This is a genomic window from Aeromonas sp. Y293-4 (assembly GCF_027705905.1).
Classification (GTDB): Bacteria; Pseudomonadota; Gammaproteobacteria; order Enterobacterales; family Aeromonadaceae; genus Aeromonas; species Aeromonas veronii.
The window spans coordinates 1-24,844 of the sequence record NZ_JAPDCI010000029.1 but is presented as its reverse complement, the minus strand read 5'-3'; the positions used below and the strand labels follow the sequence as shown (position 1 = coordinate 24,844).

Here is a 24,844-nt window from a genome sequence, read left to right as displayed (position 1 = left end):
CGCTGCAATATCGCTTTACACCTAAAGTTATTCAATCGATAAACTGGCACTGAGATTTAAAAATGGAACATCACATTCATTTATCAAAACAAGTTGTAGCTCAATTGCTGTTGAACGGCTTTGAGGCTTTTGTTGTACAACATCAAGGACAGTTACGCAGTGGCATAGAATTGCACGCATCTGTCTTCGGTACGGTTAAAAGAGGTAAAGAGAAAACCACATATAAGGTTGAGTTTATTTCTGTGGATACTACCGCAATTATGCAAGCAGGGTCGGTTACACCTAAAGAAGATACGCAATATCTGAAAAAGCATATTGCTGAACAAATGGGTTATGAGCGAATCGGAAATTTGCATACTCACCCTTATCTAACACATGAGGGTGATATGGATTTCATGAGAACTATTGGCTGCGACTTCTCCCCTGCTGATTTAGCAATTGTAGAGGATAGCTTAAAAGAAGAAAATGAAGAGTTTCTCGTTGAGTTTTTGCTCTCCATAAAACAAAACCAACGAAAAAACCTAGTTCGAGATGGCTTTCTTGATGATACTCGCAATGTATTTGAGTTCTCTGTTGGTAATTGTAAATGCTTCCTGAGAGCTCAAGTTTTTTCTCTTGATGGTAATGGGCGTTTGGTATTGGAAACTACATACCTACGAGACAATTATCTGCAAGAGTTTGGGCACTTTTTTGCGGACTTTGGCCGTATCGAAGCAAAGGAGGGTCGTAAACGCATTCTGAAATATATTTCTTAAGCTAGGAATACAGCTCAATACACAAACAGATTTTCTTTATATGAGTAATAATTTGAAAATGCGTAACCACTGTAAATAAATGCATTCCAAAATAAAACAATAAGACACCGGTTTGAGGCCGGTGTCAGGAGATGACTATATCTGTACAGGTTAAATATAGTTACTGACTGGCCAATTTTTTGGTAAGCCAGTAACTAATATCATTTGGCAGGTACGCTATTTTAACAGCTCTTTTTGAACGCACCGATCCTGGTCCATCACGATAGTAATTTTTGGGCTTACTCGAATCCGTTTTATAGCCAAAATTCTTATTGAGGAACGACTCTAAAAACCTAATTGGAATTCCCCTTTTAGATGGAATGATAAAATAGTCTTTATTAAAGAATTTTTTTACTGCAATGAGTTCATGACCAAACTTAAATTTTCCATTCTCAATCCACGCTAGGAATTTACCAGCCTCATCACTACTGTAGCAATAATTGTAACTGAGTTTTAACTCATTGGCTAGCGATCTTATCATTGCAAATGTTATGGACTCTTGACTATTATAGTCGCCAGTACATTTATATAATGGAATGTTATTTGTAATTATTCTGCGAGTATTTCCTCTATCATCAAACCTTATCAACTCCTCACTTAATTTCTCACCGTAAAAATCCTCAATATCAAAAGCCTCCTGAGCATAAAATTTACTTCTATTTAATAACCCGAAAATTCGCTCCTCCTCAGTTTTCAGCTCAGCCAACTCAAGCATTTTTTTATCTGAATTTTTCAGCTCAGGTAAAAGATAGCTAATTTTATACCCCTGTTGTTCCAGCATTGTTAGTAGGGTGAAATTATAATCCAAACACAATTTATGTTGAATAAACAATCGGTTAACCATATGCATTAATGTGGGGTTGTGGCAATACTCATGCAAACGTTCAATAGAATAATCACACCCCAACGCTGACATCACCAACTCTGTAATGATATGATCGCTATTTTTATATACCCTATTTTTGCCACCAAGGAGCGCTAAAAATGCATTATTAGCATTCCTCGCTCGGTGGACAAACTGCATAATATCATTAGGCTGAACGAGCCCATTTGAAAAAATTGCAGTAAATGTTAGATCCTTATCTGTGAAACTAAATCCATTTTTCACAACCGGTGTAAAAATTGACACCAGTTTACTGCTAACATTTTTATTTATAGCACCATTAGGGAATTTACGAGCAGTGTCAGCATCGATTAATATTTTTTTTGGTGTATTTATTGCATTTACCAAAACGTTAACATTTGATTTTTTTGCATTGTGTGCCTCGTCGCTAAATACAATACATTTTTTGCCACTTGATGCACGCTCATTGATCTTGTTTATAATATCTGGTTTAGTTGTTAAAAAGATTTCTGGCATATTCCTAGGTTTGGATGATCTATATACGAAAACTTTCTTATTACTGAATTCAGCCAAGCCAACTATAAAATCAAATGAATTCTGACTTAAAAACGCATCGGCAATAACAACCGTGCTGGCATCAGCAATAATTTTTTTGAAATTATCCATCCTTTCAATGTATTCATCAACTGAGACTCTCATGCCCAATTCTGAGTGCATTAAATTAAAAACATCCTCAAATTCATCTATAATCAAAATTTGGCACTTATCCCGGATATGCTTATATTTTTTACTATATAAAATGCTCAGACTAACACCATAGACACCGGTTTCATTTTTAGTGATATCTGTATGATAGTGTCGTTCATCCTGATCAGGATACAGTGAATTCGTGAACGCTCGAGATGGATTTAAAAAAATAGGATGCATGCCATTATTCCCAGCCTCGTCAAATGTGGGTATTAGGCAATTAGTTGTTTTACCAGTCCCTGGCGGAGTAACAACTATGTGAATCCCAGGGAAACGATCTAGACACAATCTTTCGTGACAAAGTTCGATATTAGTTTCAGTAATATTATCATTCTTAGTATAGAAATTGTGCGCTAAAGATACTGCATTTTTTTTAGCATTTAGGTGGTTTTTTATAGCCTCAGCGATTCTATTATGGAATTGATTACAAGTTCGAGACCTAACTTCATCAATTAGAGACACCTCGGACATTCTCTCTGGGCACAAATGATGAGAGCTGGTCACCACTAAATCAATTGCTTCTTTCTCCTCCACCTCATTTTTAGCAAATGGGAGTAGCGTCACCCCTAGATTGAACCTGTTCGAACCTGGCTTAAACTCATGCCCATCCAGCACGACTGTGATCTTATAATCGAATGCAATTTTCACTGCATCAAATCCCGATTTATTGTCACTGATTAATCTAATTGAATTCCTAGATTCACCATCGCCAATAATTTCTACGATTTTATCCCTCAGCGCGTTAGATTTATCAATCCCAAATTTCAAATGGCAGTTATCGCCATAACTCAACGCAATCATATCCACCTCATTTAGTTTTTATAATAATATGGTGGCGTTTTCCAACGCTACACTTTTATTATAGTTATTAAATATTTAAATACTTCTCAAGCATTCACGCCCCAAATTTGGCGTAGGCATTCCCCTTAGAGATTTTTTAATCTCTGGGAAGAAGTTACAAATATAAATTATGTGTCTACATACACTGACTGGTATGTACGAAGAGAACGATATGCTGATTCCAATGCGTTTGCAATAGGGCAAACAAAAATATCTTGACTTTTCTCTAAAATTATTAGTTAAACATTATAATTGAGCCCTAAAATGGCAAAACTATCTATAAACTCTAATAATTTTGAGGGGTGGGATAGAGCTGTATCTGAATAGCCAATGCGATACAAAGGCCACTACACTGCGATGTAGTATGAGGAGCTAGTGACAGAGACGACTTCTGAGGTGGTTTATTGTAACCGGTGTGGATGCAGCCCACGTGATTTGTGGTGTATGTAACTACAAATGCTAATAATCAATTCACTACTGAAATTAATGAAAAAACCTGTCTTTTTATTTATTTTCCTCGCTCCGCGAGCACCAGACCCATTTTTCGACTTGCAATCCTACGAAACACTTCATTTAAGGCCAACTATCGAAGCTGAAAGCATAGTCTTAATGAATAAGGCTAACTCTGAGCTATTAAACAGGCTAATACCATTAATACATCAGCCTGTTGTTTAGGAGTAACGACTATCGTTACAGATCGCCACCCACGCCCTTGTACTTCTCTACAAAGGCCGCGATCTTCTGGAAAACGCTCTGTTTTTTGGTCAGATATTGCGGGTTTAGCGGGCTCATCTTGGGCAACAGTGAATTGAGCTCGGTGCCGTTTTCGCTGGCGAATTCGCGCTTGAGCGAATTACTGATATACCGCTTTGCCGCTTCCACATTCAGATTTTCAGAGCTGATCAGCTCATCTGCTTCTCGTCGTTGCTCAGCCTGAGCAAACGCGTAGAACGCTTCGATGACGCTGGCGGCATCACCTATCTGGTCCAAGTCGGTTTGATTGATAAAATCGACCAGCAGGCTCTCCTTAGCTCGATTGCCAAGGCTTGCACGGATCAGGCGACGTACTTCGTCTACCAGCTCAGCTTTGCTTCTGGTTTTCTTGTTGTGCTCATAGATCAGCTCAAGTATGTAGTCGAGGTTGATCTCCTGGGATTTGAGCAGATCCACCTCAAATACGATGTCATCCCAATCGATGGTGGATTTGTCTTTCTCCTCTGCTGATTTTTGCCGACGCTGCCAATCTCGGATGTCATTGTAAGTAGAACGGTAGTCTTGGATTGTGCGTTCGGCAGGCAGGCGAATGGTCTGCAACTCGGCCAGCTTTGCATCATCCAGATAGTGTTCGGCTTTAAATGACTCGACCGCTTCAGGATCGCTCATATCTACGCTTTGCAGGGCCTTCAGGCTGGCAAACTCGTCATAGTTTTGTAGCAAATTCTCTACGCGTAGATACTCGCCAAAGAGTTTCGCGAACGCTTTCTTGTCGGCCTCTTTCTCAATGGCCGCAGGATCAGGAAAGCGCTGCTCCAGCTCGCTCAACACATCCATAAAGCCGCGCCGTGCTTGACCGGTTACGAGGTCGGTAAAGCCTTCCATGTACTCCTTGTAGCTCTTTTCCAGCACCACGTTCTTGGTGTTCTTGTCACCAAACAGGGTGATGGCATCGATAGTCGCCTGCTCTAGGTCCCGGAAAGTGACGATATTGCCGAAGGTTTTGGTAACGTCAAAAATGCGGTTGGTGCGCGAGTAAGCCTGCATCAGTCCGTGGTAGCGCAAGTTCTTGTCCACAAACAGTGTGTTCAGCGTGGGGGCATCAAAGCCGGTCAGGAACATACCCACCACGATTAGCAGGTCGATCTCCTTAGCCTTAACCTGTTTTGCCAAGTCGCGGTAATAGTTCTGAAAACCATTGCTGTCCACGCTAAAATTGGTTTTAAACAGCGCGTTATAGTCTTCGATAGCCGCGCTTAAAAACTCCTTGGCACTGCTATTCATGGCAGAGACATCAAAGCTCTCATCTTCGATGTCGCCCACTGCATCCTGCTCTTCATTGGCGGCAAACGAAAAGATGGTGGCAACTTTAAGTGGCTTATTACTCTTTTGCTGCAATGCCTTGAACGATTCGTAGTAGAGCTTGGCAGCCTCTACGCTGCTCACCGCAAACATGGCATTAAAGCCCTTGGCGTTCGCTTGAAGGCGATGGGTCTTTTGCCGGAAGTTGTTCAGGATGTACTGGGTGATCTCACGAATACGATCCGGATGTAGCAAGGCCTGCTGGTTTTCCGCTGCACTTAGCCTCTTTTCATCTTTCTCTGTTTCAATTGCTTTAAACTGCGGGCGCACATCGTTGTAGTCCACCTTGAACTTGAGCACTTTTTCATCACGAATAGCATCGGTGATAACATAAGAGTGCAACTCGCGGCCAAATACACTGGCGGTGGTGTCTGCGCCTAGCGCGTTCTGCGGGAAGATGGGCGTGCCAGTAAAGCCAAACTGGTAGAACTTCTTGAACTTTTTCTTCAGGTTTTTCTGTGCCTCGCCAAACTGGCTGCGATGGCATTCATCGAAAATAAAGACCACCTGCTTGCCGTAAATCGGCAAGTCAGTTTCGCTCTTTATCAAATTGTTGAGCTTCTGGATGGTCGTAACGATGATCTTGTTATCATCCTTATCCAGATTACGCTTTAAGCCCGCAGTGCTGTCCGAACCATTGACGCTATCGGGTGAAAAGCGCTGGTACTCCCTCATGGTCTGGTAATCCAGATCCTTGCGGTCCACCACGAAGAATACCTTGTCGATAAACTCAAGCTCGGTGGCCAACCGCGCAGCCTTAAAGCTGGTCAAGGTTTTGCCTGAACCTGTGGTGTGCCAGATATAGCCGCCGCTTTCGGTATTACCCCAGTTCTTTGTCTGATATGCACTGTTGATCTTCCACAGAATGCGCTCGGTCGCGGCAATCTGGTAAGGGCGCATCACCAGTAAGGTGTTGCTGACATCAAACACCGAGTAATGCAGCAGCACATTGAGTAGCGTGTGTTTCTGAAAGAAGGTTGCAGTAAAGTCTTTCAGATCCTTGATCAACGTGTTGTCCGACTTCGCCCAATTCATGGTGAAGTCGAAGCTGTTTTTATTGCGTGTCGTGGTATTTGCAAAATAGCGACTATCTGTGCCATTTGAGATGACAAACAACTGCAAATATTTGAACAAAGAGTGCTCACTGTTAAAGCTTTCTTTGCTGTAGCGATGGACTTGATTAAAGGCTTCGCGGATCGCCACACCACGTTTTTTAAGCTCGATCTGTACCAGTGGCAAACCATTCACCAGGATCGTCACATCATAGCGATTGGCAAGGTTACCGGTTTGTTCAAACTGCTTGATTACCTGCACCTTGTTGCGGACGATGTTCTTCTTATCCAGCAGGTAAATGTTTTTAATGCGACCATCATCAAAAACGAAGTCATGGATATAGTCATCGTGAATCTTGCGAGTTTTATCGACAATGCTGTCGCTGGGCTTATCGAGGAAGGTCTCAACAAAACGCTGCCATTCGCCATCAAGAAACGCTACGTTATTGAGCGTTTGTAGTTGTTCCCGTACATTGGCGAGCATTTTTGTGGGGTTATTCAGGGTGGGCAGAAACTCATAACCTTGATTGACAAGATCCTCAATTAGCTCGCGTTCCAGATCACTTTCGCTCTGATAGCTTTCAGCAACCGACCACTCCTTAGTGTATTTATCCAGCACGATAAATTTGTTGGATTCTGCGATGGTTTTATAATCAGCCATTTTGGTGCTCCTGCTGCCAGTAGCCATAATTGCTCTTCAAATGCTCGAGCAACAACTTGACAATCGCTTTCTCGGCTTGTGTTGGCTCTGCAACTGCTTCGTTCGATAGCGTATTGTGGCTTGTGAAATTAATTATTCTGCTTAGATAAAGTTGCTTGTCCTCCGGCAAGAGTTCTGACCATTTGGGGTAACCCAAAAAGCTGGCTGTTTTCTCGTAGAGGTTTCGCAGCAAGGTGAAATGAAACCGTTCAACCCTGTTGTCCGCAATCGCCTGCTCAATGATTTGTTTCAGGTGCAGATGGTAGGAAAAGCTTTTGTTGGAGTCACCGTGCTTCACGGTCAATTCGAATGTGCCGTCTTCATGGCGTTCCAGGAGATAACAGCCCTCATTTTTGCCCTTTTTGCTGAGATCGAGTTCGTTGTGAAGGACGTTGTAGAACAGCGGGCTGTGTGTGGTGATGATGAACTTAAGATCGGACCGGCTTGATTTGATCAACCCTGCCACGTTAACCGCCAACTCGATCAAGTGGTTTTCATCCAGTGAGCTCACGGGGTCATCAACAAAGACGTAGGTCAAATTGTTGAAGACATCGGTGGAGCGGTCAGTGACCTCCGGGATGTTTAGCTCGGAAATCACCAGCTCCAGTAGGGCATTGAAAAAACTCCAGATAAAGTTACTTTCCTCACCTTTGGAAATTTTGATATGGGATTCTTGTCGAGTATTTCCGCGCTCGAACGAAAAACTAACCGATGAAAAATCCGCACTGAACTGCGGCGTCAACTTCTCACTCGTGTAACGCTGAAAGGTGGTAATAATGCTTTGGTCCTGGCCTTGCTCTTCGAGCACCCATTTGGTGAAAGCATTTGGTTGAATTTTCAGTTTCGGCTCGGCATCCAGCCCCAAGTCGTTGTCCCAGTAAAACAAGTCTTCGGTGAAGGCGCTGTAATAAAGAATTTTCTTGTCGGCCAACTCCGACGACGGCACGCTATCACCTTCCTCCTTAGGCGCAATCAGTTGCTTGAACTCTCGCGACAGACGAGTCTTGCCCGTACCGTTGAAGGCGTAGATCAGTTGCACCTTCTTGTTGGCATCTTTTAACTGCTGGGCGATGTCGATCAGCATTTTACCCATGTTACACCTCTACCGCTTCCGGCTTGGGGAAGTTCAGCAGCAGAGCGCGGTAATACGCGTATTGTTTCTGGCGCAGCTCGATTTCGCGGGGCAGACCTTCAGTGAGGGAGGTAGTCAGGGTGTCGAGTTTGTCGAGAATAGCTACAATGCGGGCTTGTTCGGCTAGTGATTTCTCAGAGTCGTTGGGATACGGGACCGGTATGGCTATTTTGGAAAAGCCATTAACCAATAACGTATTGACCTTGGTTCTAGCCACGTACTTGGCTTTCTTGGCAATGAAAGACGCTGTTTGCATGCAATAAGAAACAAACTTCGGATTCATCGAATGCCGAAACGCGTAGCAGTGGTCGTGTATGGCCACTTTGTCATTCCCAAGCCAAGCTACCGCTTTGCCCACATCTTCAACCGTTTCACCAACATCAGTGATGACAACATCACCAGGCTCTGCGTAGCGCAAGGAGTTAGCCATTTCCTCCCGTACCTGAGAAAAAACCTTGTCCGTAAAAACACCATATCGCGTATATATCTCGCCATAATGGATCACGTTGATACCATTGTCCACATAGTCGGCCTTAGTAAATCGCTTACCACGAATGAACTCGCCAATCTCCACAAGAGGCTTCCACTCCACATCCCCGTCCTCGAAACTCAACAACTGGTCACGGTAGTGGTTGTATTGCTTTTTTCGGGCAGTAAGCTCGTTGGTAAGCTCGTTGGTAAGCTCGGTGAAGGTGTCCAGTATGCGGACGATTTCGGCCTGGATTTCCAGCGATTTTTTCGGGTTGTCCGGGTAGGGGATCGGGATGGGGAACCCCTCAATCATGGGTTTTCTAATTGAAATAGCTGTAGCGCCGACACTCTTCATCAAAATAAACTGTTTAAAACTAGAACGCATAAAGTGATACAAGAACTTCGTACTCACAGTATTTGTCGTAATGACAATCCTATAAGCCCTCTGATGCAAAGCATACTTCCCTTCTACATAGTGAAATATGTCACCAATCCCGCCTTCGCCAGGGATGATGATTGCGGCCTCATCGAATTCGAAGGTATCTGACCTTAAAACGTTTTTCGAGCGAACATAGAAAGGGTAGATTCCGCTTTCACCCTCATCCTGACGGTTTGAACTTCCGGTTCCAATGTTCGCAACCGCTCCCAGTGGTACCCACTCCACCGCAACTCCATCCAGCAGCTTTTCCAAAAAATTCATGTCGTTCATGCCTTCAGTTCCTCGCCTTCGCTGTCGTTACCCTCAATCTGAGCAACAATGGCATCAATGTCTTTGCGTAGTTGGTCGATTCTAGACACGGTAGTTTTCAGTTCGGCATTGAGCTGGGCGATATCCACCACCTCACGGTTGTCTTTTGCTTCCACATAGCTGCTGACCGAGAGGTTATAGTCGTTAGCAGCGATCTGCTCGAAGGGTACCGATTTGGCGAAGTGATCGACATTTGCCTTGCTGTCGAACACCTCCATGATCTCTTTGATGTGCGCGTCCAGCAGCACGTTGTTATTAGTCTCTTTTCTGAAATAGTCCGGACCGCTTGCATCGATAAACTGGGTCATCGTGTCTTTTTTGTTTTTTGCCAACACCAGAATATTCACCGCGATGGTGGTGCCGTAGAACAGGTTAGGTGCCAGCGAAATCACGGTTTCGATGTAGTTGTTGTCCACCAGATATTTCCGGATCTTTTGCTCGGCCCCGCCCCGGTAGAAGATGCCGGGGAAGCAGACGATGGCTGCGCGGCCTTTGGTGGAGAGGTAGCTGAGCGCGTGCAGTACAAAAGCAAAGTCGGCTTTGGATTTGGGGGCGAGCACACCAGCGGGGGCAAAGCGGTCATCGTTAATCAGGGTCGGGTCATCCGAACCTATCCACTTCACCGAATAGGGAGGATTGGAGACGATGGCATCGAACGGCTTGTCGTCGCCAAAGTGGGGTTCGCGCAGCGTATCGCCGAGTTGGATGTTGAACTTGTCGTAGTTGATGTTGTGCAAGAACATGTTCATCCGCGCCAAGTTGTAGGTGGTGTGGTTGAGCTCTTGCCCGAAGAAGCCATCTTCGATGATGTGGGCGTCAAAGTGCTTTTTGGCTTGCAAGAGCAGCGAGCCGGAGCCGCAAGCCGGGTCGTAAATTTTGTTTACTCTACTTTGGCCATGCATGGCAAGCTGAGCGATTAACTTGGATACATGCTGGGGGGTGAAGAACTCGCCACCGGATTTACCGGCGTTGGCAGCATAGTTGGAAATAAGGAACTCGTAGGCATCGCCGAAGAGATCGATATCATTCTCTTCAAAATCACCAAGATCCAGCTTGGCCACGCCATTAAGCACTGCTGCCAAACGGGCGTTTTTATCTTTAACCGTGTTACCCAAGCGGTTGCTTGTGGTATCGAAGTCAGCGAACAGTCCTTTGATGTCTCGCTCTGACGGGTAACCGTTAGCCGACGCTTCAATGTCAGCAAAGATGTGGGCAAGATCGGTATTGAGGCTGTCGTTGCTATTGGCATTTTTGGCCACGTTGACGAAGAGATCGCTGGGGCGGATAAAGTAGCCCTTGGTCTTGATAGCATCCTCTTTGATTTCCGGGGTGATCACGCTATCGGGTATTTCTGCGTAGTTGACGCTGTCATCACCGCCTTCGATGTAACTGGCAAAGTTCTCGCTGATAAAGCGATAGAACAGGGCACCCAGTACATACTGCTTAAAATCCCATCCATCGACAGCACCGCGTACCTCGTTGGCAATGGCCCAGATCTGACGTTGCAGGGCGGCGCGTTGTTGAATGCTTGTCATGTTATTGTTCCTTTCTGATGTCCGGTACAACAGTCTGCTACTTGTGACTGATGCGTAGTAGATCTTTACGATTAGCCATCTACATGAAGGCTGATTAACTGGATTCATGTTGTGAAGGCGCGCTTAATGGCGACAGAGTCTAGAGAGACTAGGGACTCACACAGGAGTGCAACCCGGATGTTGCTTATGTCCTATGGCAGACAATCAGGTCAGGATCCAAGTTAAGCTGATCGAGCAACCTAGGCCGGTTTGAATGTTCATCGAATGAACCAAAGTCCGTCATCTCAAGATCTTACATACGATTAAACAAGGCATCTATGATACGGGAAAAACTGATGCCCGTCAGTGTGTGAAGAGCCTATAGTGTTTGGATAAAGCCGTAAAAATGAGATGCCAACTTATTGGCCATTTCACCACTTACACACCCTATGTCGCTCAAAAATATCCTCCTAATCCTGCATTATATAGATGGTTGGCATCACTTTATATTAAAGACATGAGCAAGCCATGAATGAAAGATGGGCGTTAAGTAATAACGCCCCTTTAGTATGCTACTATATCATACAGCAAGAATATAATTAGCAATATACATGTTGACGAATGGCCTCACTAACTTCATTCTTGAATATAGTAGGCAAACATAGCACATCATCCAAGATGGGGGCTATAACATTTTCATTTATATCTTCATGAATACCACTTCTTGCATTTTCAGAGTATTCATTAATAAGAGCTAGCAAACTACACTCACCAGGATCGCTTACCCCTCGCCCTATAATGGAGATTAACATATGAATCCCATCTTCATACTTCTCATTATCATTAAAATACATTTTTGCAAGTTCATATGTTGCACCTAAATGAACACCATTACGAGACGCCAACTCAAACGATTTAATTGCATCGTCCTTGTTCTTATCATGATGTAGTGCGATATAACCACGTCGATAGTTTATATCATAATCATAAAGACTTGGGAATTGACTAATGTAGGATTCCATAATTTCTTTACATTTATGTATATCTGCATTTACTCCATCACCAATGTGATAGATATATGCTAGACGACATAGGATTTCTGGGTCTCCAGAACCAATACATTGGTTATACCAAAATTCAGCTTTTTCAAGATCCTGAGAAACTATGCTCCCTTTTGCATAGTGAGTCCCCAGTACAAATTGAGCCTTGCTATCACCTGATTTAGCAAGCGAAATAAGCTCATCTAGAGATATGTCATCTAAATAAGTGCAATAAGGAACTTCTGTATACTTCAATAAATTATAGTCGCTAACCCAAGTATACAGTAGGCTAGATATCTCAAAAAGTTCAATATCTATTGAACCAGCCCGGTAGCAACTCCAATACAATTTTGCCAATTGCAGATTGGCATTTTTTATTCCATGCTTAGACGCATAATCAAGCTGACTTCTTATATCTTCAATATTATTGAACAATATATCTTTATACAATTCAAAATTTTCATGGTTATTCAGTAATGGCCAAAGATCACAAATCTCTTTCACAGATAGTAAATATTTCGCAGCAGGATAGTTTCCATATGCAGCAGATGCTAGCATCTCTAATCCATCGCTACAGCTCGCATCTTCATTTAACAGTATGATGCCGGCCTTATATTTAGCTTCCATACTGCCTTTTTTTGCTGCTTCGAGATAATGCCCCCAATCTGGCCCTATTTCATATTCACGCCCTCCAATCTTGATGTTCTCAAACTGAGTATTATCAAGATCGTATCCCAGCCAACAGTAGCACATGTCTCCAATTTTCACTTGCGCCTGAATATGCCCGGCATCTTTTGCTTTATTTAAAAACTCAAATGCCATATTGAGATCATGCTCTATCTTATATTTTTTGTAGCTTTTTAGATGCATTAATCCTAATTGATATAACGCATCAATATTTCCCTGTTCGGCTGAGAGTGTAAATAGCTGATTTGCATGTACATCAACCTCTGGCCCTTCATTTTTATTGACTAAATGAATACCCATACTCAATTGGGCCAGTGGATGGCCATTTTTTACTGCCAACTCAAGCCATTCAATTGATTTTTTCTCATAGCTTTCCTTTGCCTTTTTTTCACTTATCTTCAAACACAGTTGAGATAAATTATACTGCGCATTTCCATTGCCCTTTTCAGCTGATTTTATATAAAAATATTCAGCTTTATCATCATCCTTAGATATTAAAATCCCTTCATCATAAATCCATCCTAGTGTAAAGCAGGACAGGGCACACCCACTCTCCCCTGCTTTCCTAAAATTCTTAATTGCTTTATTTATATTTTGAGTTACACCATGACCATGAAAATAGAACATGCCAAGTTTTAAATTTGATTGAGGGTGGCCGCGTGACGCCGCAATCTCATATATTTCAATCGCTTTTAGAAAGTCAGCATCTACGCCGATCCCAAATTCGTAAGAAACTGCCTCTTGATATTTCTGCTTCATGAACTGTTCTCTATTTATCATATCATGTGCAGCATCATCGCCAGTGTATTCCCCATATGTCATGACAACCTCCACGTATCCATTTAGTCAACTTGATCTCAATCTATCATCTTCAGAATATTCTTTAATTACATTAAAGCATAAGTATGAGCTCTGTAACACTTATCGTAGATTTATAGCAGATCATCCACGCAACACATGCTCAATGAGCCTGGCAAGGCAGGGTTTCGCATCAAAGCCTTGCGCACATACTCATCACTATCAAAAAGTAACTCGTTCATCTGTTCAGGTTTTAGTAGCGGATTACTCGCCGCTGACATACGAATTAAAGGACGGTCATCAGAAACAAATTGAATCAACATCCTTGATGGCAATGCTCGATTACCGGCTGCCGCAGCCAAAACTCTTATATCATCGTGGTTTGTCCGCTCAAGCAATTGTATTAATAACGCTTGAGAAACCTTCGGATTACCAGCAATACCGACACGGACATCTTCTGCTTCATCCAGAGATAACACGTTTAATACGGATAAGGGGGTTGTGGGATTACGAGCCACATTTGCACGGACATGTCTATCAGCATCTGTGGACAATGAATTGAGTACTATTGTGGGGGTTAACGGATGTCTAGCTACGGCAACTCTCTTTACAACATTAGTATGAGTCGATAATTCACTGAGAGTGCTAGGTTGAATGACAGCACTGCTGATAGCTAATTCACTCACATCCTCGTCATCATCGTGAGCTAGTCGAGTAATGGCCTCAATAGGAGTTGCAGGATTTCCAGCGACGTAGTAACGAACACATGAATCATCGTCCATGGATAGCTTGTTTAACTGCTCAGGCGTAGTCAATGGATCTCGAGCTGCCACTATCCGCTCTGCATCTGTTAGTGGTTCCATTTCTAATGAATCATTTTTGAGGTATACATTCATATCAACTATTCCATAGTTGTATTATTGTTTGCAGAAAAATCATCCTGAAAGACTTCTACCAGCTCATGTTTACTAATTGCAGGAACTTGCATATTACTAAATACGATTTCTCCTGAGTCAGCATCGCGTATGAATTTCCAATCGTTAAACCCTATTGTTGAGTCATCAATATAATATGGCCACTGTTCACCGATATTATCACCAAGCCAGATTAGTGCTGATACCCGATCAGCCATACTTTCTAATGAGAACCCCAACATACACATAGTTCTCTGAATTAACGAATGCAGTGAAATTCTTTCCATTGTTACTTCCATGCTACAGATAGGTCTTTGTTGTGGAGCTACGGCTATAAGACCTTATGAAATGGAAACGAATGATGCTAGTACAGTTTTCGTCAGCCAGTGTTGAGGTTGTTCCTATGCAGGTGCGCACAGCCATGATAGTGCTCGACATGTGCCAGGTAGTCCGGGGATTACAACAAGTGGAATACCCCGTTTGACAAGTTCCTGGTGGAATACTTGGCCAGATAACTAACTGGATGAGATGCACCACGCCAGTGGTGCAACATAAAAAATTGCTATCGAGCTATCCTGTCTACCAGGGAGAGCAAGCGCCGACAGCTCTATGGACAATCCTCGCTATGCGAGAATGATGTAGCCACATCGTTACCTGTTAGGTGAGAGGGGTGCGCTTTATCTATATATATAAAAACAATCCCTCTCAGCTGTGCACCTCAGCTCTAGTGCCACCAAAACACCTTCAACGAATGGTCCAATGGAAACCACGGGTAGATAACTGGATCACATGCACCACGACCAGTGGTGCAACCTAGAAAAAATGGCGACTGAGCTATCCTGCCTGGGGGGCGAGTACCGACAGATCTATGAACAATCCTCGCTACGCGAGAATGATAGCCATAGCTATTCACCTTTTCAGGTGAGAGGGATACGCTTTATCTATATATATAAAAACAATCCCTCTCAGCTACGCAACTCAGTTACCCTGCTGGACCTCAGAGTTTCTCTCGCTCCTGGGCGGTTGGCTGCTCACGTTCGGCCATGAAGTCGGCGCTCATACAAGGCTCATCAAACCACCTATCCCAGGACTCACCTACAGGTGTGATTATGCGAGTACGACCAACCACGACGATCTCAACATGCGTGACATCATCTGGCAGGGCCACTGCCTCGGGCAGGTATACCCCCTGGCCACGACCACACCTAAAAACTGTTGATTCCATCACGCGTCCTATGAACACAGTACCATGTGAACCGAACATAGCTAATGGGCCCGGTATGTCAACTGACACCGGATGCACACGTTATGCAATACGGCTATACTGTATATAAAAACAGTAACCAGTGAGCCACCATGTTCGCCATCCCACATCCAACCCCGGACGCTCTAGAGCTGCCGCTTTTTCTGTCCCCTGTGGTTTGCGGCTTTCCTAGCCCAGCACAGGACTATATTGAGCAAACCATAGATCTGAACCAGATCTGTATTGAGCATCCCGCTGCCACCTTCTATGTCAGGGCCAGTGGCCACAGCATGGTGGAAAAGGGCATCAATGACGGGGATCTTTTGATCGTAGATAGGGCGCTCAAGGCCCGCCACGGCGCTATCGTTCTAGCCTGCCTTGATGGAGAATTCACTGTCAAACAGCTGCAAGAACGCCCGTTCCCTGCCCTGCTACCCGCCAATCCGGATTTCCAGCCCATCCATCTATTGGACGGGCAAGAACTAGAGATTTTTGGCGTCGTAACCTATGTACTCCACAAGACCAAACTAGGCTAAACCATGCCCAACGCCATTGCCCTCGTCGATGTGAACAACTTCTATGCGTCCTGCGAGCGCCTGTTTAGGCCAGACCTCAAGGGGCGCCCGATCGTGGTGCTATCGAACAACGACGGCTGCGTTGTGGCTCGCTCGGCAGAAGCCAAGGCGCTTGGCATCAAGATGGGTGTTCCCTACTTCCAGATCCGTCAGTTCTTCGAGGCCGTAGGCGGTGTTTGGTTCTCGAGCAACTACGCCCTCTATGGTGATATGTCACAGCGCGTAATGACCACGCTGGAAGGCATGGTGCCAACTGTCGAGGTGTACAGTGTTGATGAGGCGTTTATTGAACTGAACGAATCATGGGCGGGAGACCTAACAGCATATGGTCGTCAGATCCGTGAACGAATACAGCAATGGACTGGACTCACAGTCGGCGTCGGGATCGGGCCAACCAAGACACTCGCCAAGCTGGCAAACTACGCCGCAAAGAAGTGGCCTGCGACTGGTGGAGTGGTTGATTTGCGTGATGAGGCACGTCGAGCGCGTTTGATGGCTATCACTCCAGTCGGGGAAATATGGGGAATAGGTAGAAAACTGACCACCAGGCTCGAAGCGCACGGGATCAATAGTGTGGCGGACCTAGTCGCTGTCGATGGTAAAAACCTACGGCATCGTTATGGGGTCGTTGTTGAGCGAACCGTGCTAGAGCTACGCGGCTATCCATGCGCCAGCCTGGAGCAGGACACACAAGCCAAACAGCAGATCATCTGCTCCCGATCATTCGGTGAACGGATCACACACATGAATTCCATGCATCAAGCACTCGCGGGATATATGGAACGTGCAGCTGAAAAACTCCGGGCAGAAGGAATGTGCTGTCGCCATGTCACCCTATTCATTCGTACCAGTCCCTTCAATGACAAAGAGCCCTACTACGGCAACCACGTGAGCACCACGCTGGCTGTGCCTACCAACGATACCAGGGAGCTGCTGGGAGTGATCCACTCACTGCTCTCTCATATCTGGCGGGATGGGCACCGCTACCAAAAAGGGGGCGTGATGCTAGCCGACTTCACTCCTATCGGCAGCCAGCAGGGAGATTTGTTCGACCATCATCAACATAAGCCCCGCAGTCAGGACCTAATGCAGATGATCGACCGAATCAACCAGGGACGATTAGGAAAAATTCATTTTGGATCTTGTGGGAGAGACAACAGTGATTGGATTATGAGGCGTGAAAAACTCAGTCCCCGCTATACCACGGCATTAGACGAATTACCCATTGCAAAGTGACAACCCGGATTTGCACTCAGCAAGGCGCTCTTGCGCCATCATCAATTCGCAACCGGTGATTCGGTCAACGCCTTTCACGTCACGCATTGGTGGTTTAATCACATGTCCGTTGAGCATTCCAGTTAGCATCCACTGCCGCAGTTGGCCCAATGAGAGCCCCAATTGCCTGGCAGCATCCACCATTCGCCATGACTGCTTAAATTGCAGATCGTCGGACACAGGGTCAAAGTTTCCAGCCTGCAATTTTAACAAAGCCCGGTGAGCAAGGGTCTCTGCCATTGGACCGAACCGCGCTTCGCTATAGGTGACTTTCTGCCCTAAGTAGCTTGCCTGCCACAGGCCACGAGATGGTTGAACTGTAACGCTGCCGGAACCAAATGGTTTACTCATTACACACTCTATCCTCTATAAAGGCCCAGTATGAGCGACTCGGATTGTCTCAAGCCCCTATCCGAGTCGCTCAGTATATACATTTCAAATTCTGCATAAAGACTATGCCCATCCGGCTCGACTTGGAGCTAGTCCGATGCCATATCGGCTCTTGAAGCTGGCTGAGGGTCATGGGAAATCAAGTTAGTTTATGTTGTTTTCTCGGTAGAATACAATTAATCTGTACGATTAATGGACTAAAAACGGTCGTTTTTTGGGGGGGGATGTGAACATTGTAGATGCTCTTGTTCTTAAGAAGTTAATGAGCGTTGGTGATGAAACGGTTCTGTCGATCTTAAAGTTTTCAGCGTATAGCGGAGTGTCAACGCTCGAAGAACTGGTACACCATTCCTCCAATCTAAAAATCTCAAATGTTAAATCTCGAGCAGCTCTCGAAAGTTTCTTCAACGCTGCGAACTTCCAGGCTCTCAGGGACGAAGTACAAGCTGAGATTGATTCGTTCAAAAATAAAGGAGTTGAGATTGTTCTCTTCGGTTCGAAAACCTATCCAATCTCGTTATACAATCTCCCGAAACCTCCTCCCTTTCTTTACTGCAAAGGCAATCTGAAACTCTTAGAGAATAGGCTTTCTATAGCTGTTGTAGGAACTCGTGAAAACACCCCCAAGGGTGAAACCATAACGATTAAAACTATTCAAAAGTTTGCGACTTATGGTTTCACGATAGTCAGTGGACTTGCACTGGGTATCGATACAATTGCTCATCGCGCTGCATTAGACGCCAAAACCTCAACGATTTCTGTTCTTGTCGATGTGGATTCTATTTCTCCCACAAGTAATCGAGAACTCGCTCAGGAAATTTTGGATACGGATGGACTTCTAGTTGCGGAGAATGCTCCAGGAACCAAAGCAATACCTGCGTTCTTTGCTAAGCGAGACAGGATACAAGCAGGTTTATCTACTGCCGTCTTTGCTATTGAAACTTCGATAGATGGTGGGACGATGCACGCAGTCAAATCTGCTCTCTCTATGGAGCGTCCTGTCTTCGTTCCTGACGCACAGAAAGCTAGGTATCCAGATCTTACTATCAAGGCAATTTCAGGAACGCAACATCTAGTTAACGAAGGAAAGGCGATACCCTACACGAGCGAATCTTATGAAGATATTCAGCTTCAATTAAAAGACATCGCGAGTTCATTTAGATCGTTGAAATCAAACGGTGGCCTGCTGTGATAAAGGTCATCGTCCTCGATCTTGATGACACGCTTATTGATACATCAAGCCTCGAACCATTTCGGTCAGCTGGCCGATGGAGAGACATACACAGGTACTTTAATGGTTGTGCCGTTTATCAGGGCGTTGTCGGCCTTGTTACAACGGCTCGGTCAGTTGGAATCAAGGTTGCTATCTTCTCGAATGCGCCTTCGAATTACGTTCAGGGTCTACTCAAACACTTCAGTATCTCTGTTGATTATGTAGTAGCCTACCATGATGTAACGCAGCATAAGCCGAGCCATGAGGGCGTTACTCGTATTCTCGAGTATTTCGGTGTTAGCGCCGACGAGTCAATTTATTTAGGAGATAGCAACCTAGATCGAGACGCTGCTTTCAATGCAGGAGTTGAGTTTTTCTCAGTAGATTGGGGTTCTGCCTCGGAGATCGATTCGTCACATAAGGGAGTAAGCAATCTCTCCGAGCTTATTGGAAAAAACTCGACACCGAGTTCCGCAACAACGGGACGTTCTGAGTTAATACAATCTGGAAATAAACTTCATCTGGGATTCTATTTAGATGGTGTCAAACAGGAAGTTTGGTCTTTCAAAGATAACAAGAATCCTTCTGTACGCCGCTGGGTTAACAAGACTGTTGAGCTAGCTCCTTCATTTCCAGTTATAGATATTGTTGTTCGAGCGTTAGGTCACGCTGAGCTTAGGGCTGAAGATGGCGATAAAGCATTAGATACCTTGGGCAAGTCGCTGGCTGTTGCTTTAGGGGCTACTTACCAACCTAAGATATTAGAGAAAAAGCACGTATTAGTTAAATCGACTAATTGCAGTGCAGTACAAAGACGACAGCAGGTCGGAGGGGCCTATAAAGCCGAAGTTGATTCAATAGAAGCGAATTCAAATCCGACATTTCTTATCGTTGACGACGTATTAACTTCGGGGGCTACAACTGATGAGATAACACGCTGTCTATCTCAAGCTTTCCCGAATTCAAGTATTTACATTTTTACGTTGGTCAAAACTCTCTATAGATTAGAGCTAAGTACTGACAGCATTAAACAACAGCACAATAACCAACTATTTTCAGATTTGTACAACCCAATCATCGACTCGCTGGCGGATGAAAGTGAACTATCTGGATATGTCAGGCCGAAGTCTAGTCGTAGGCTTGTAAGCAAGAAGTTTTCTGCTAACTACGCGAGAACCAACCATAACTTCATTTTCCATAATCTTCTCAACTATTCTATCTCGTCTGAAGTGGCGTCTGGTCAGCTATTTGGAGCAATTCAAGTTCTTAAAAACATACTTCAGAGAGGGAAGCCTACAATAGCCTCGCGAAAACTGAGGAAAGCATTTGGCATTGAGCTGGAACAGAGCGCTCTTAATACACCAGCTCAGGCTCTTTTGTCAGATAAGTCAGTTTTTTGGAACAGATTAATTCGAGGCAACAAACAGTCTGGAAGCTACCCAGCGAAAAGGTTTTTTGATGAGCTGATTCCGAAGTATTTCGGTAAGTACATTTTTGTAAAACAGCTAATGCTCCCTGAAGTCCAGATTTACGATATGACTCAGGTCTACGTTGAACAATTCCAGAACCGACAGGTAGATTTTTACATTCCTCAAGTTGGTTTAATTATTGAGATAGACGGTCAGCAACACCAAAATTCTCAGCAGTTAGATGAGATGAGGGATTTGTTTACTGAAACCCAGGGACTGAAGACTGTTCGGTTCACTGTTCAAGAACTGGCATCTGAGAACCAGTCATTTATCAGTAAGATAAATTCGATTATTTCTCACATTCAGATCGTAGATGGCCTAGAGCGTGACGGTGTCCTAACGCCTCCTAATGGTATTTCTTTATTGAATTACCAAGAGGTTTATGAAAATGGAGCTGATGTTACCGACCCACGATTGAGGCTGACCTCGGCGTTGCGTTTCCAGTTACTGTTATTGGAGCTTCTTGAACGCGGTCAGATCAGACTAGGAGAGTTGAAAAAACTATTCATAGTCAATCGTGATGGCACAGATTTTGCTGAAGCGGCACTAGACGACCTGAACGATTTGTTATCGAATCTCTTGCGTCTCATTGGTATTGAAGAAAGGCGAATTGAAGTAGCGCTGATCGAATCAGATGAGCTTCCGAGCGAACGGTCTGGTGAAAATATATTCATCGACTTCAGCATACTGGAGCGTTATGACGATTCCTTTCAAGTTAACAAAGACGTCATATATTCACGTACGGATTACTTCGATTTCTATCGATACTTCGAAGATTCTGATGCTGTTTCAATAGAAACCAGTCAATTAATTGACTATGACTTCTTCGAGCTTTCATGCAGTGATCCCATTGCCTACAAGCTAGATCTTAGCCCAGGCAGCGAGCAGCGAGAGTCTCTGAGATACTTCCTCAGCAACCTGTTTCTACCATACCTAGAGGATGTAGATTTCAGGGAAGGGCAGGTTGGTATCATAGGATCTGCACTTTCGAGAAACGGCACAATAGGATTGTTGCCTACAGGTTCGGGTAAGTCGATTTGCTACCAGCTGTCTGCGGTTCTGCAACCAGCTGTTAGCTTTGTCGTGTGTCCGATAAAGAGTTTGATGTATGACCAGAAAGCCGATTTGGATAGCATCGGCTTCACTCGAAGCAATTTTATTACTAGTGATTTGAAGGCAGGAGAGAAGGCCAAAGTTCAGAGCGATTTCGGACGTGGTAAGTACTTCTTCGTTTTCATATCGCCTGAGCGATTCCAAACCCATGCGTTTAGAAAAGAGATGTTGGCTATCGGACTAGATCTCTCATTTGCCTACGCGGTGATCGATGAAGCTCACTGTTTGTCTGAGTGGGGGCATGATTTCAGGACGTCTTATCTTAACCTGGCAAATACAATTGGACGGTTTGCTCCCAGTGCAATTTATATAGGCCTAACTGCAACCGCATCAGTTAACGTCCTAAAGGATATTCAAACAGAGTTTGATATCCCCGATGATTTTGTCCGCACACCCATGGACTTCACTCGCGAGGAACTCTCATTCCACGTTATCGACGATAAAGGCCGCAAAGTTGATGCAGCCGTCGAACTTGTTTCTGAAATGGAGCGTAAATGGAATTCCGACGGGGAATATGGCAATAAGGCGGGAATCATATTCACTGCCACCGTCAACGGGTCTAAGGGTTGTCATAGCTTAGCGGGCCGAATTTCAACACTCTTGAATATGGATGTTAGATATTTTTCGGGGTCTGCTCCGAAAATGGGGGTATTACAGGGAGAGGCTTTCGATAGATATAAGCGCCAAGTTCAAGACGATTTTAAAGAAAATAAATACCGCCTACTTACTGCTACTAAGGCATTCGGAATGGGCGTGAATAAGGGGAATATTGCCTATACGGTTCACTTCGGAATACCTGGGTCGATGGAAGCCTTGTATCAGGAAGCAGGCAGGGCAGGGCGAGATAAAAAATTATTCAAGGAAGTACCCGCAGATTGCTATGTGCTTCTCACAAAAGAGCCCAATTCAGCTATTCTCGACAAGATTTGGGACGCTAGTACGAACGTCAAAGATCTGAAGGAGTACGTGAAGTTATTGAGTCGAGATAGCGACCTGAACACAAATCTGTTCCTGATGACAAACAGCTTGGACACAATCAATGATGAGTTCAAGTTGATGGCAAACGTATACGAATTCTTTAAGTACAATCAGGAACACAACACGGTGACCATTACTGCCAGGCAGTTTGGTACGGAAAAGTATAAATTGGAAAAGGCTATCTACCGTCTTTCTCAATTAGGTATTGTTTCTGACTGGGTAATCGAAGACTTTTTTAATGGCACGCTCTATGTCGAGTTCCAGTGCCTATCGGAAGAAGGTCTTGAAAATAAAATTGAGCATACCGTCAGAAAGTATGATCCTGAGTTCAAACTCGCGGATGTGTTCAGTAGTGATAACCAGTACTACAAAATTCTCTGCGACAAGTTAAGAAAAGGGTCTATCGATAAATCGCAATTTATCTTTCTTGTTCTTTTACTCTGGTCCTATGACCATTTTGTCTACAACCGTCGCCAGTCACAGAAGAACGTTTATGAACAATGTAGTTTATTCGCTGAAGGCAGGATGGACGACAAAGAATTTAAGGAGAAGCTAGAGGGTTATTTCAGGCACGACAAGTCGAGCCAACTTCTGCTCAATATGGCTGAGAATTCTGTGTCGGCGAAGATATGGCCATCAGTATTTTTTGAAACTGATGAAGAAGAGCGCACGGAACATCTAGTAGGCAGCGAGAAGATGACGCTCCTACGAGGTCAACTTTCTCGATTCCTAGAGTCATACAAAGATAATGCATTCTTGAACTACTTGAGCGGTGTACTGCGACTAGCTTCCGATGAGTTTGATGATGCAGATGGAGAGCGAAGAATGGCAGCGTCTTTTGATCGATTGATTAGTGATAATAGGGATGAAGCACTAGAGCTGGTCCGAAAAACTATGCAGCTAAAGCCAATGTTCTCTGAAAATGCGCGAAGCCGCTTTGCTCGTTTGGTCCATGAGAAATTTGATGATTTGGATGTTCTTGGGGAGGTAAATGAAGAGCTAGGGGATCCGTTCTCCTATCACACTTTGTTAGCTCCACTAGCAAATAGGCTTGAAAAACTTACCAGCCAATACAAGGGGATTAATTGGTGAATGACATACAGAAACTACACCGAGTAATCGATTCACTCGAAGAGCAATCGGCGCAAGTGGCAGAGTTTAATGGCCTGTTAAGCGCAGTTAACGATGCAAGAACAGAGATAGAGGCTGCGAAATCAACCCTCGCAAATCTAGCTACTGAACAGGGTGAATGGGTTACGAAGAACTCGAATAAATTTGAAGAGTTTGAAGGTCGCCTGACGTCACTTAATGACCTTCTAGGCCAGATCAAAGATGAACAGTTTAAACTAAGGCGTGACGTAGCAGCCTTGACGTTCGTAACACCTGATCAGTTTGAACAAGGCCGCGCAGCAATTGATAGCTGCATTGCTAAACAATTTGGCGAATTGAACAGTAAGTTAGAGGCTGTGGCGGAGTCTCAGAAAAGATCGATAAGTGGGCTACGAGCCATAGTTGTTTTAGGTATATTGGTGTTGGCTGGAGGTATCGGACTTCTGACTATGAACATGGTTTAATTTTCAGATTACCATTCAGTTTTTAATTGTAATCAATAAGTTGGCTTCGGCTTTGCCAGTGGCGCACCTCGCAGCCAGTTGCAGGAGTTGGCCAGCCTAGCTTTTATAGAGCGTAGCGAAAACATAGTGCTGCTGGGCCCAAGCGGAGTGGGCAAGACGCATCTTGCCATCGCACTGGCCTATCGGGCTCTGATGGCTGGCATCAAGACCAGATTTATCAGCGCAGCAGACCTGATGTTGCAGCTGCAAGCAGCTCAACGACAGGAGCGGCTTAAAGCCTACTTCAGCCGTGTCGTGATGGGGCCGCGTTTACTGGTGATCGATGAGATAGGCTACTTGCCGTTTGGGCGTGAGGAAGCAAACCTGTTTTTCAATGTGATCGCCAAACGTTATGAGAAAGGGAGCCTGATCTTGACGAGCAATCTGCCCTTTAGCCAGTGGGCCAGCACCTTTGCCGATGATCAGACACTGACGGCAGCTATGCTCGATAGACTGTTACATCATGCACACATCGTTCAGATCAGCGGTGAAAGCTATCGTTTGAAAGAGAAACGCAAAGCGGGGGCCACACCCAAAACCAATCCTGATTACCCATGACCCTCAGCCAGCTTCAAGAGCCGATATGGCATCGGAGGGCTTGCCACGACTGCATGCCCC

16 protein-coding genes and 1 pseudogene are annotated in these 24,844 nt (G+C 44.6%); 7 read left to right on the top strand and 10 right to left on the bottom strand.

The genetic code is table 11. The features are described 5' to 3' along the window. Positions 1 to 62: 62 nt before the first annotated feature. A complete protein-coding gene (locus tag OKC31_RS20465) occupies positions 63 to 755 on the top strand; it encodes a hypothetical protein (RefSeq protein ID WP_040096543.1) in 693 nt (230 codons plus the stop codon). 160 nt (positions 756 to 915) lie between these two features. Here the strand turns inward: OKC31_RS20465 and OKC31_RS20460 are convergent, their stop codons facing one another. The 9 genes from OKC31_RS20460 to vapB all read right to left on the bottom strand — a co-directional run bounded on the left by OKC31_RS20460 (position 916) and on the right by vapB (position 15,582). Beyond that, on the bottom strand, positions 916 to 3,186 hold the full coding sequence (locus tag OKC31_RS20460; RefSeq protein WP_270657558.1) for a hypothetical protein: 2,271 nt from the start codon (positions 3,184 to 3,186) through the stop codon (positions 916 to 918). A 729-nt stretch (positions 3,187 to 3,915) separates the two neighbouring features. Beyond that, on the bottom strand, positions 3,916 to 7,014 hold the full coding sequence (locus OKC31_RS20455; protein WP_111901660.1) for a type I restriction endonuclease subunit R: 3,099 nt from the start codon (positions 7,012 to 7,014) through the stop codon (positions 3,916 to 3,918). After that, positions 7,007 to 8,146, bottom strand: a complete 1,140-nt coding sequence (locus OKC31_RS20450; protein WP_111901661.1) for an AAA family ATPase — start codon at positions 8,144 to 8,146, stop codon at positions 7,007 to 7,009. The genes OKC31_RS20455 and OKC31_RS20450 overlap by 8 nt, the downstream gene beginning before the upstream one ends. A 1-nt stretch (position 8,147) precedes the next feature. After that, positions 8,148 to 9,365: a restriction endonuclease subunit S gene (locus tag OKC31_RS20445; RefSeq protein ID WP_111901662.1), complete on the bottom strand. Its 1,218-nt coding sequence runs from the start codon at positions 9,363 to 9,365 to the stop codon at positions 8,148 to 8,150. Next, positions 9,362 to 10,939, bottom strand: a complete 1,578-nt coding sequence (locus tag OKC31_RS20440) for a type I restriction-modification system subunit M (protein ID WP_111901663.1) — start codon at positions 10,937 to 10,939, stop codon at positions 9,362 to 9,364. Before OKC31_RS20440 ends, OKC31_RS20445 begins: the two co-directional genes overlap by 4 nt. A gap of 578 nt (positions 10,940 to 11,517) precedes the next feature. Then, complete coding sequence (locus OKC31_RS20435) at positions 11,518 to 13,467, bottom strand: tetratricopeptide repeat protein (protein ID WP_111901664.1); 1,950 nt, start codon at positions 13,465 to 13,467, stop codon at positions 11,518 to 11,520. Between the two features lie 110 nt (positions 13,468 to 13,577). Continuing rightward, positions 13,578 to 14,339, bottom strand: coding sequence for a hypothetical protein (locus OKC31_RS20430; RefSeq protein ID WP_147746125.1), 762 nt, complete (start codon positions 14,337 to 14,339; stop codon positions 13,578 to 13,580). Positions 14,340 to 14,344: 5 nt separating this feature from the next. Then, positions 14,345 to 14,644 carry a hypothetical protein gene (locus OKC31_RS20425; RefSeq protein ID WP_111901665.1) on the bottom strand — a complete coding sequence of 100 codons (300 nt, stop codon included), beginning with the start codon at positions 14,642 to 14,644 and terminating at the stop codon, positions 14,345 to 14,347. A 710-nt stretch (positions 14,645 to 15,354) separates the two neighbouring features. Beyond that, positions 15,355 to 15,582: a type II toxin-antitoxin system VapB family antitoxin gene (gene vapB / locus OKC31_RS20420; protein ID WP_103858977.1), complete on the bottom strand. Its 228-nt coding sequence runs from the start codon at positions 15,580 to 15,582 to the stop codon at positions 15,355 to 15,357. Between the two features lie 131 nt (positions 15,583 to 15,713). On the opposite strand from vapB, the gene umuD reads away from it, so the two are divergent. Together umuD and umuC are read left to right on the top strand one after the other, a co-directional pair. Next, positions 15,714 to 16,136 carry a translesion error-prone DNA polymerase V autoproteolytic subunit gene (gene umuD / locus OKC31_RS20415; RefSeq protein ID WP_010676201.1) on the top strand — a complete coding sequence of 141 codons (423 nt, stop codon included), beginning with the start codon at positions 15,714 to 15,716 and terminating at the stop codon, positions 16,134 to 16,136. A gap of 3 nt (positions 16,137 to 16,139) precedes the next feature. Next, positions 16,140 to 17,411, top strand: coding sequence for a translesion error-prone DNA polymerase V subunit UmuC (gene umuC / locus OKC31_RS20410; protein ID WP_270657556.1), 1,272 nt, complete (start codon positions 16,140 to 16,142; stop codon positions 17,409 to 17,411). On the opposite strand, the gene OKC31_RS20405 is transcribed toward umuC, so the two are convergent. Continuing rightward, on the bottom strand, positions 17,394 to 17,801 hold the full coding sequence (locus OKC31_RS20405) for a hypothetical protein (RefSeq protein ID WP_040096559.1): 408 nt from the start codon (positions 17,799 to 17,801) through the stop codon (positions 17,394 to 17,396). The genes umuC and OKC31_RS20405 overlap by 18 nt on opposite strands. Positions 17,802 to 18,066: 265 nt before the next feature. Here OKC31_RS20405 and OKC31_RS20400 point away from each other — a divergent pair, with 265 nt between their 5' ends. From OKC31_RS20400 to istB, 4 genes and pseudogenes are all read left to right on the top strand, one after another. Further along, entirely contained in the window at positions 18,067 to 19,032 is a 966-nt protein-coding gene (locus OKC31_RS20400; protein WP_197930941.1) for a DNA-processing protein DprA, read from the top strand. Further along, entirely contained in the window at positions 19,029 to 23,705 is a 4,677-nt protein-coding gene (locus OKC31_RS20395) for a RecQ family ATP-dependent DNA helicase (protein WP_266110173.1), read from the top strand. Before OKC31_RS20400 ends, OKC31_RS20395 begins: the two co-directional genes overlap by 4 nt. Then, a complete protein-coding gene (locus tag OKC31_RS20390) occupies positions 23,702 to 24,187 on the top strand; it encodes a hypothetical protein (protein ID WP_075114281.1) in 486 nt (161 codons plus the stop codon). The genes OKC31_RS20395 and OKC31_RS20390 overlap by 4 nt, the downstream gene beginning before the upstream one ends. A gap of 45 nt (positions 24,188 to 24,232) precedes the next feature. After that, positions 24,233 to 24,784 (top strand): annotated as a pseudogene (gene istB, locus OKC31_RS20385) (IS21-like element ISAeme17 family helper ATPase IstB); the annotation flags it as partial. Positions 24,785 to 24,844 lie beyond the last annotated feature (60 nt).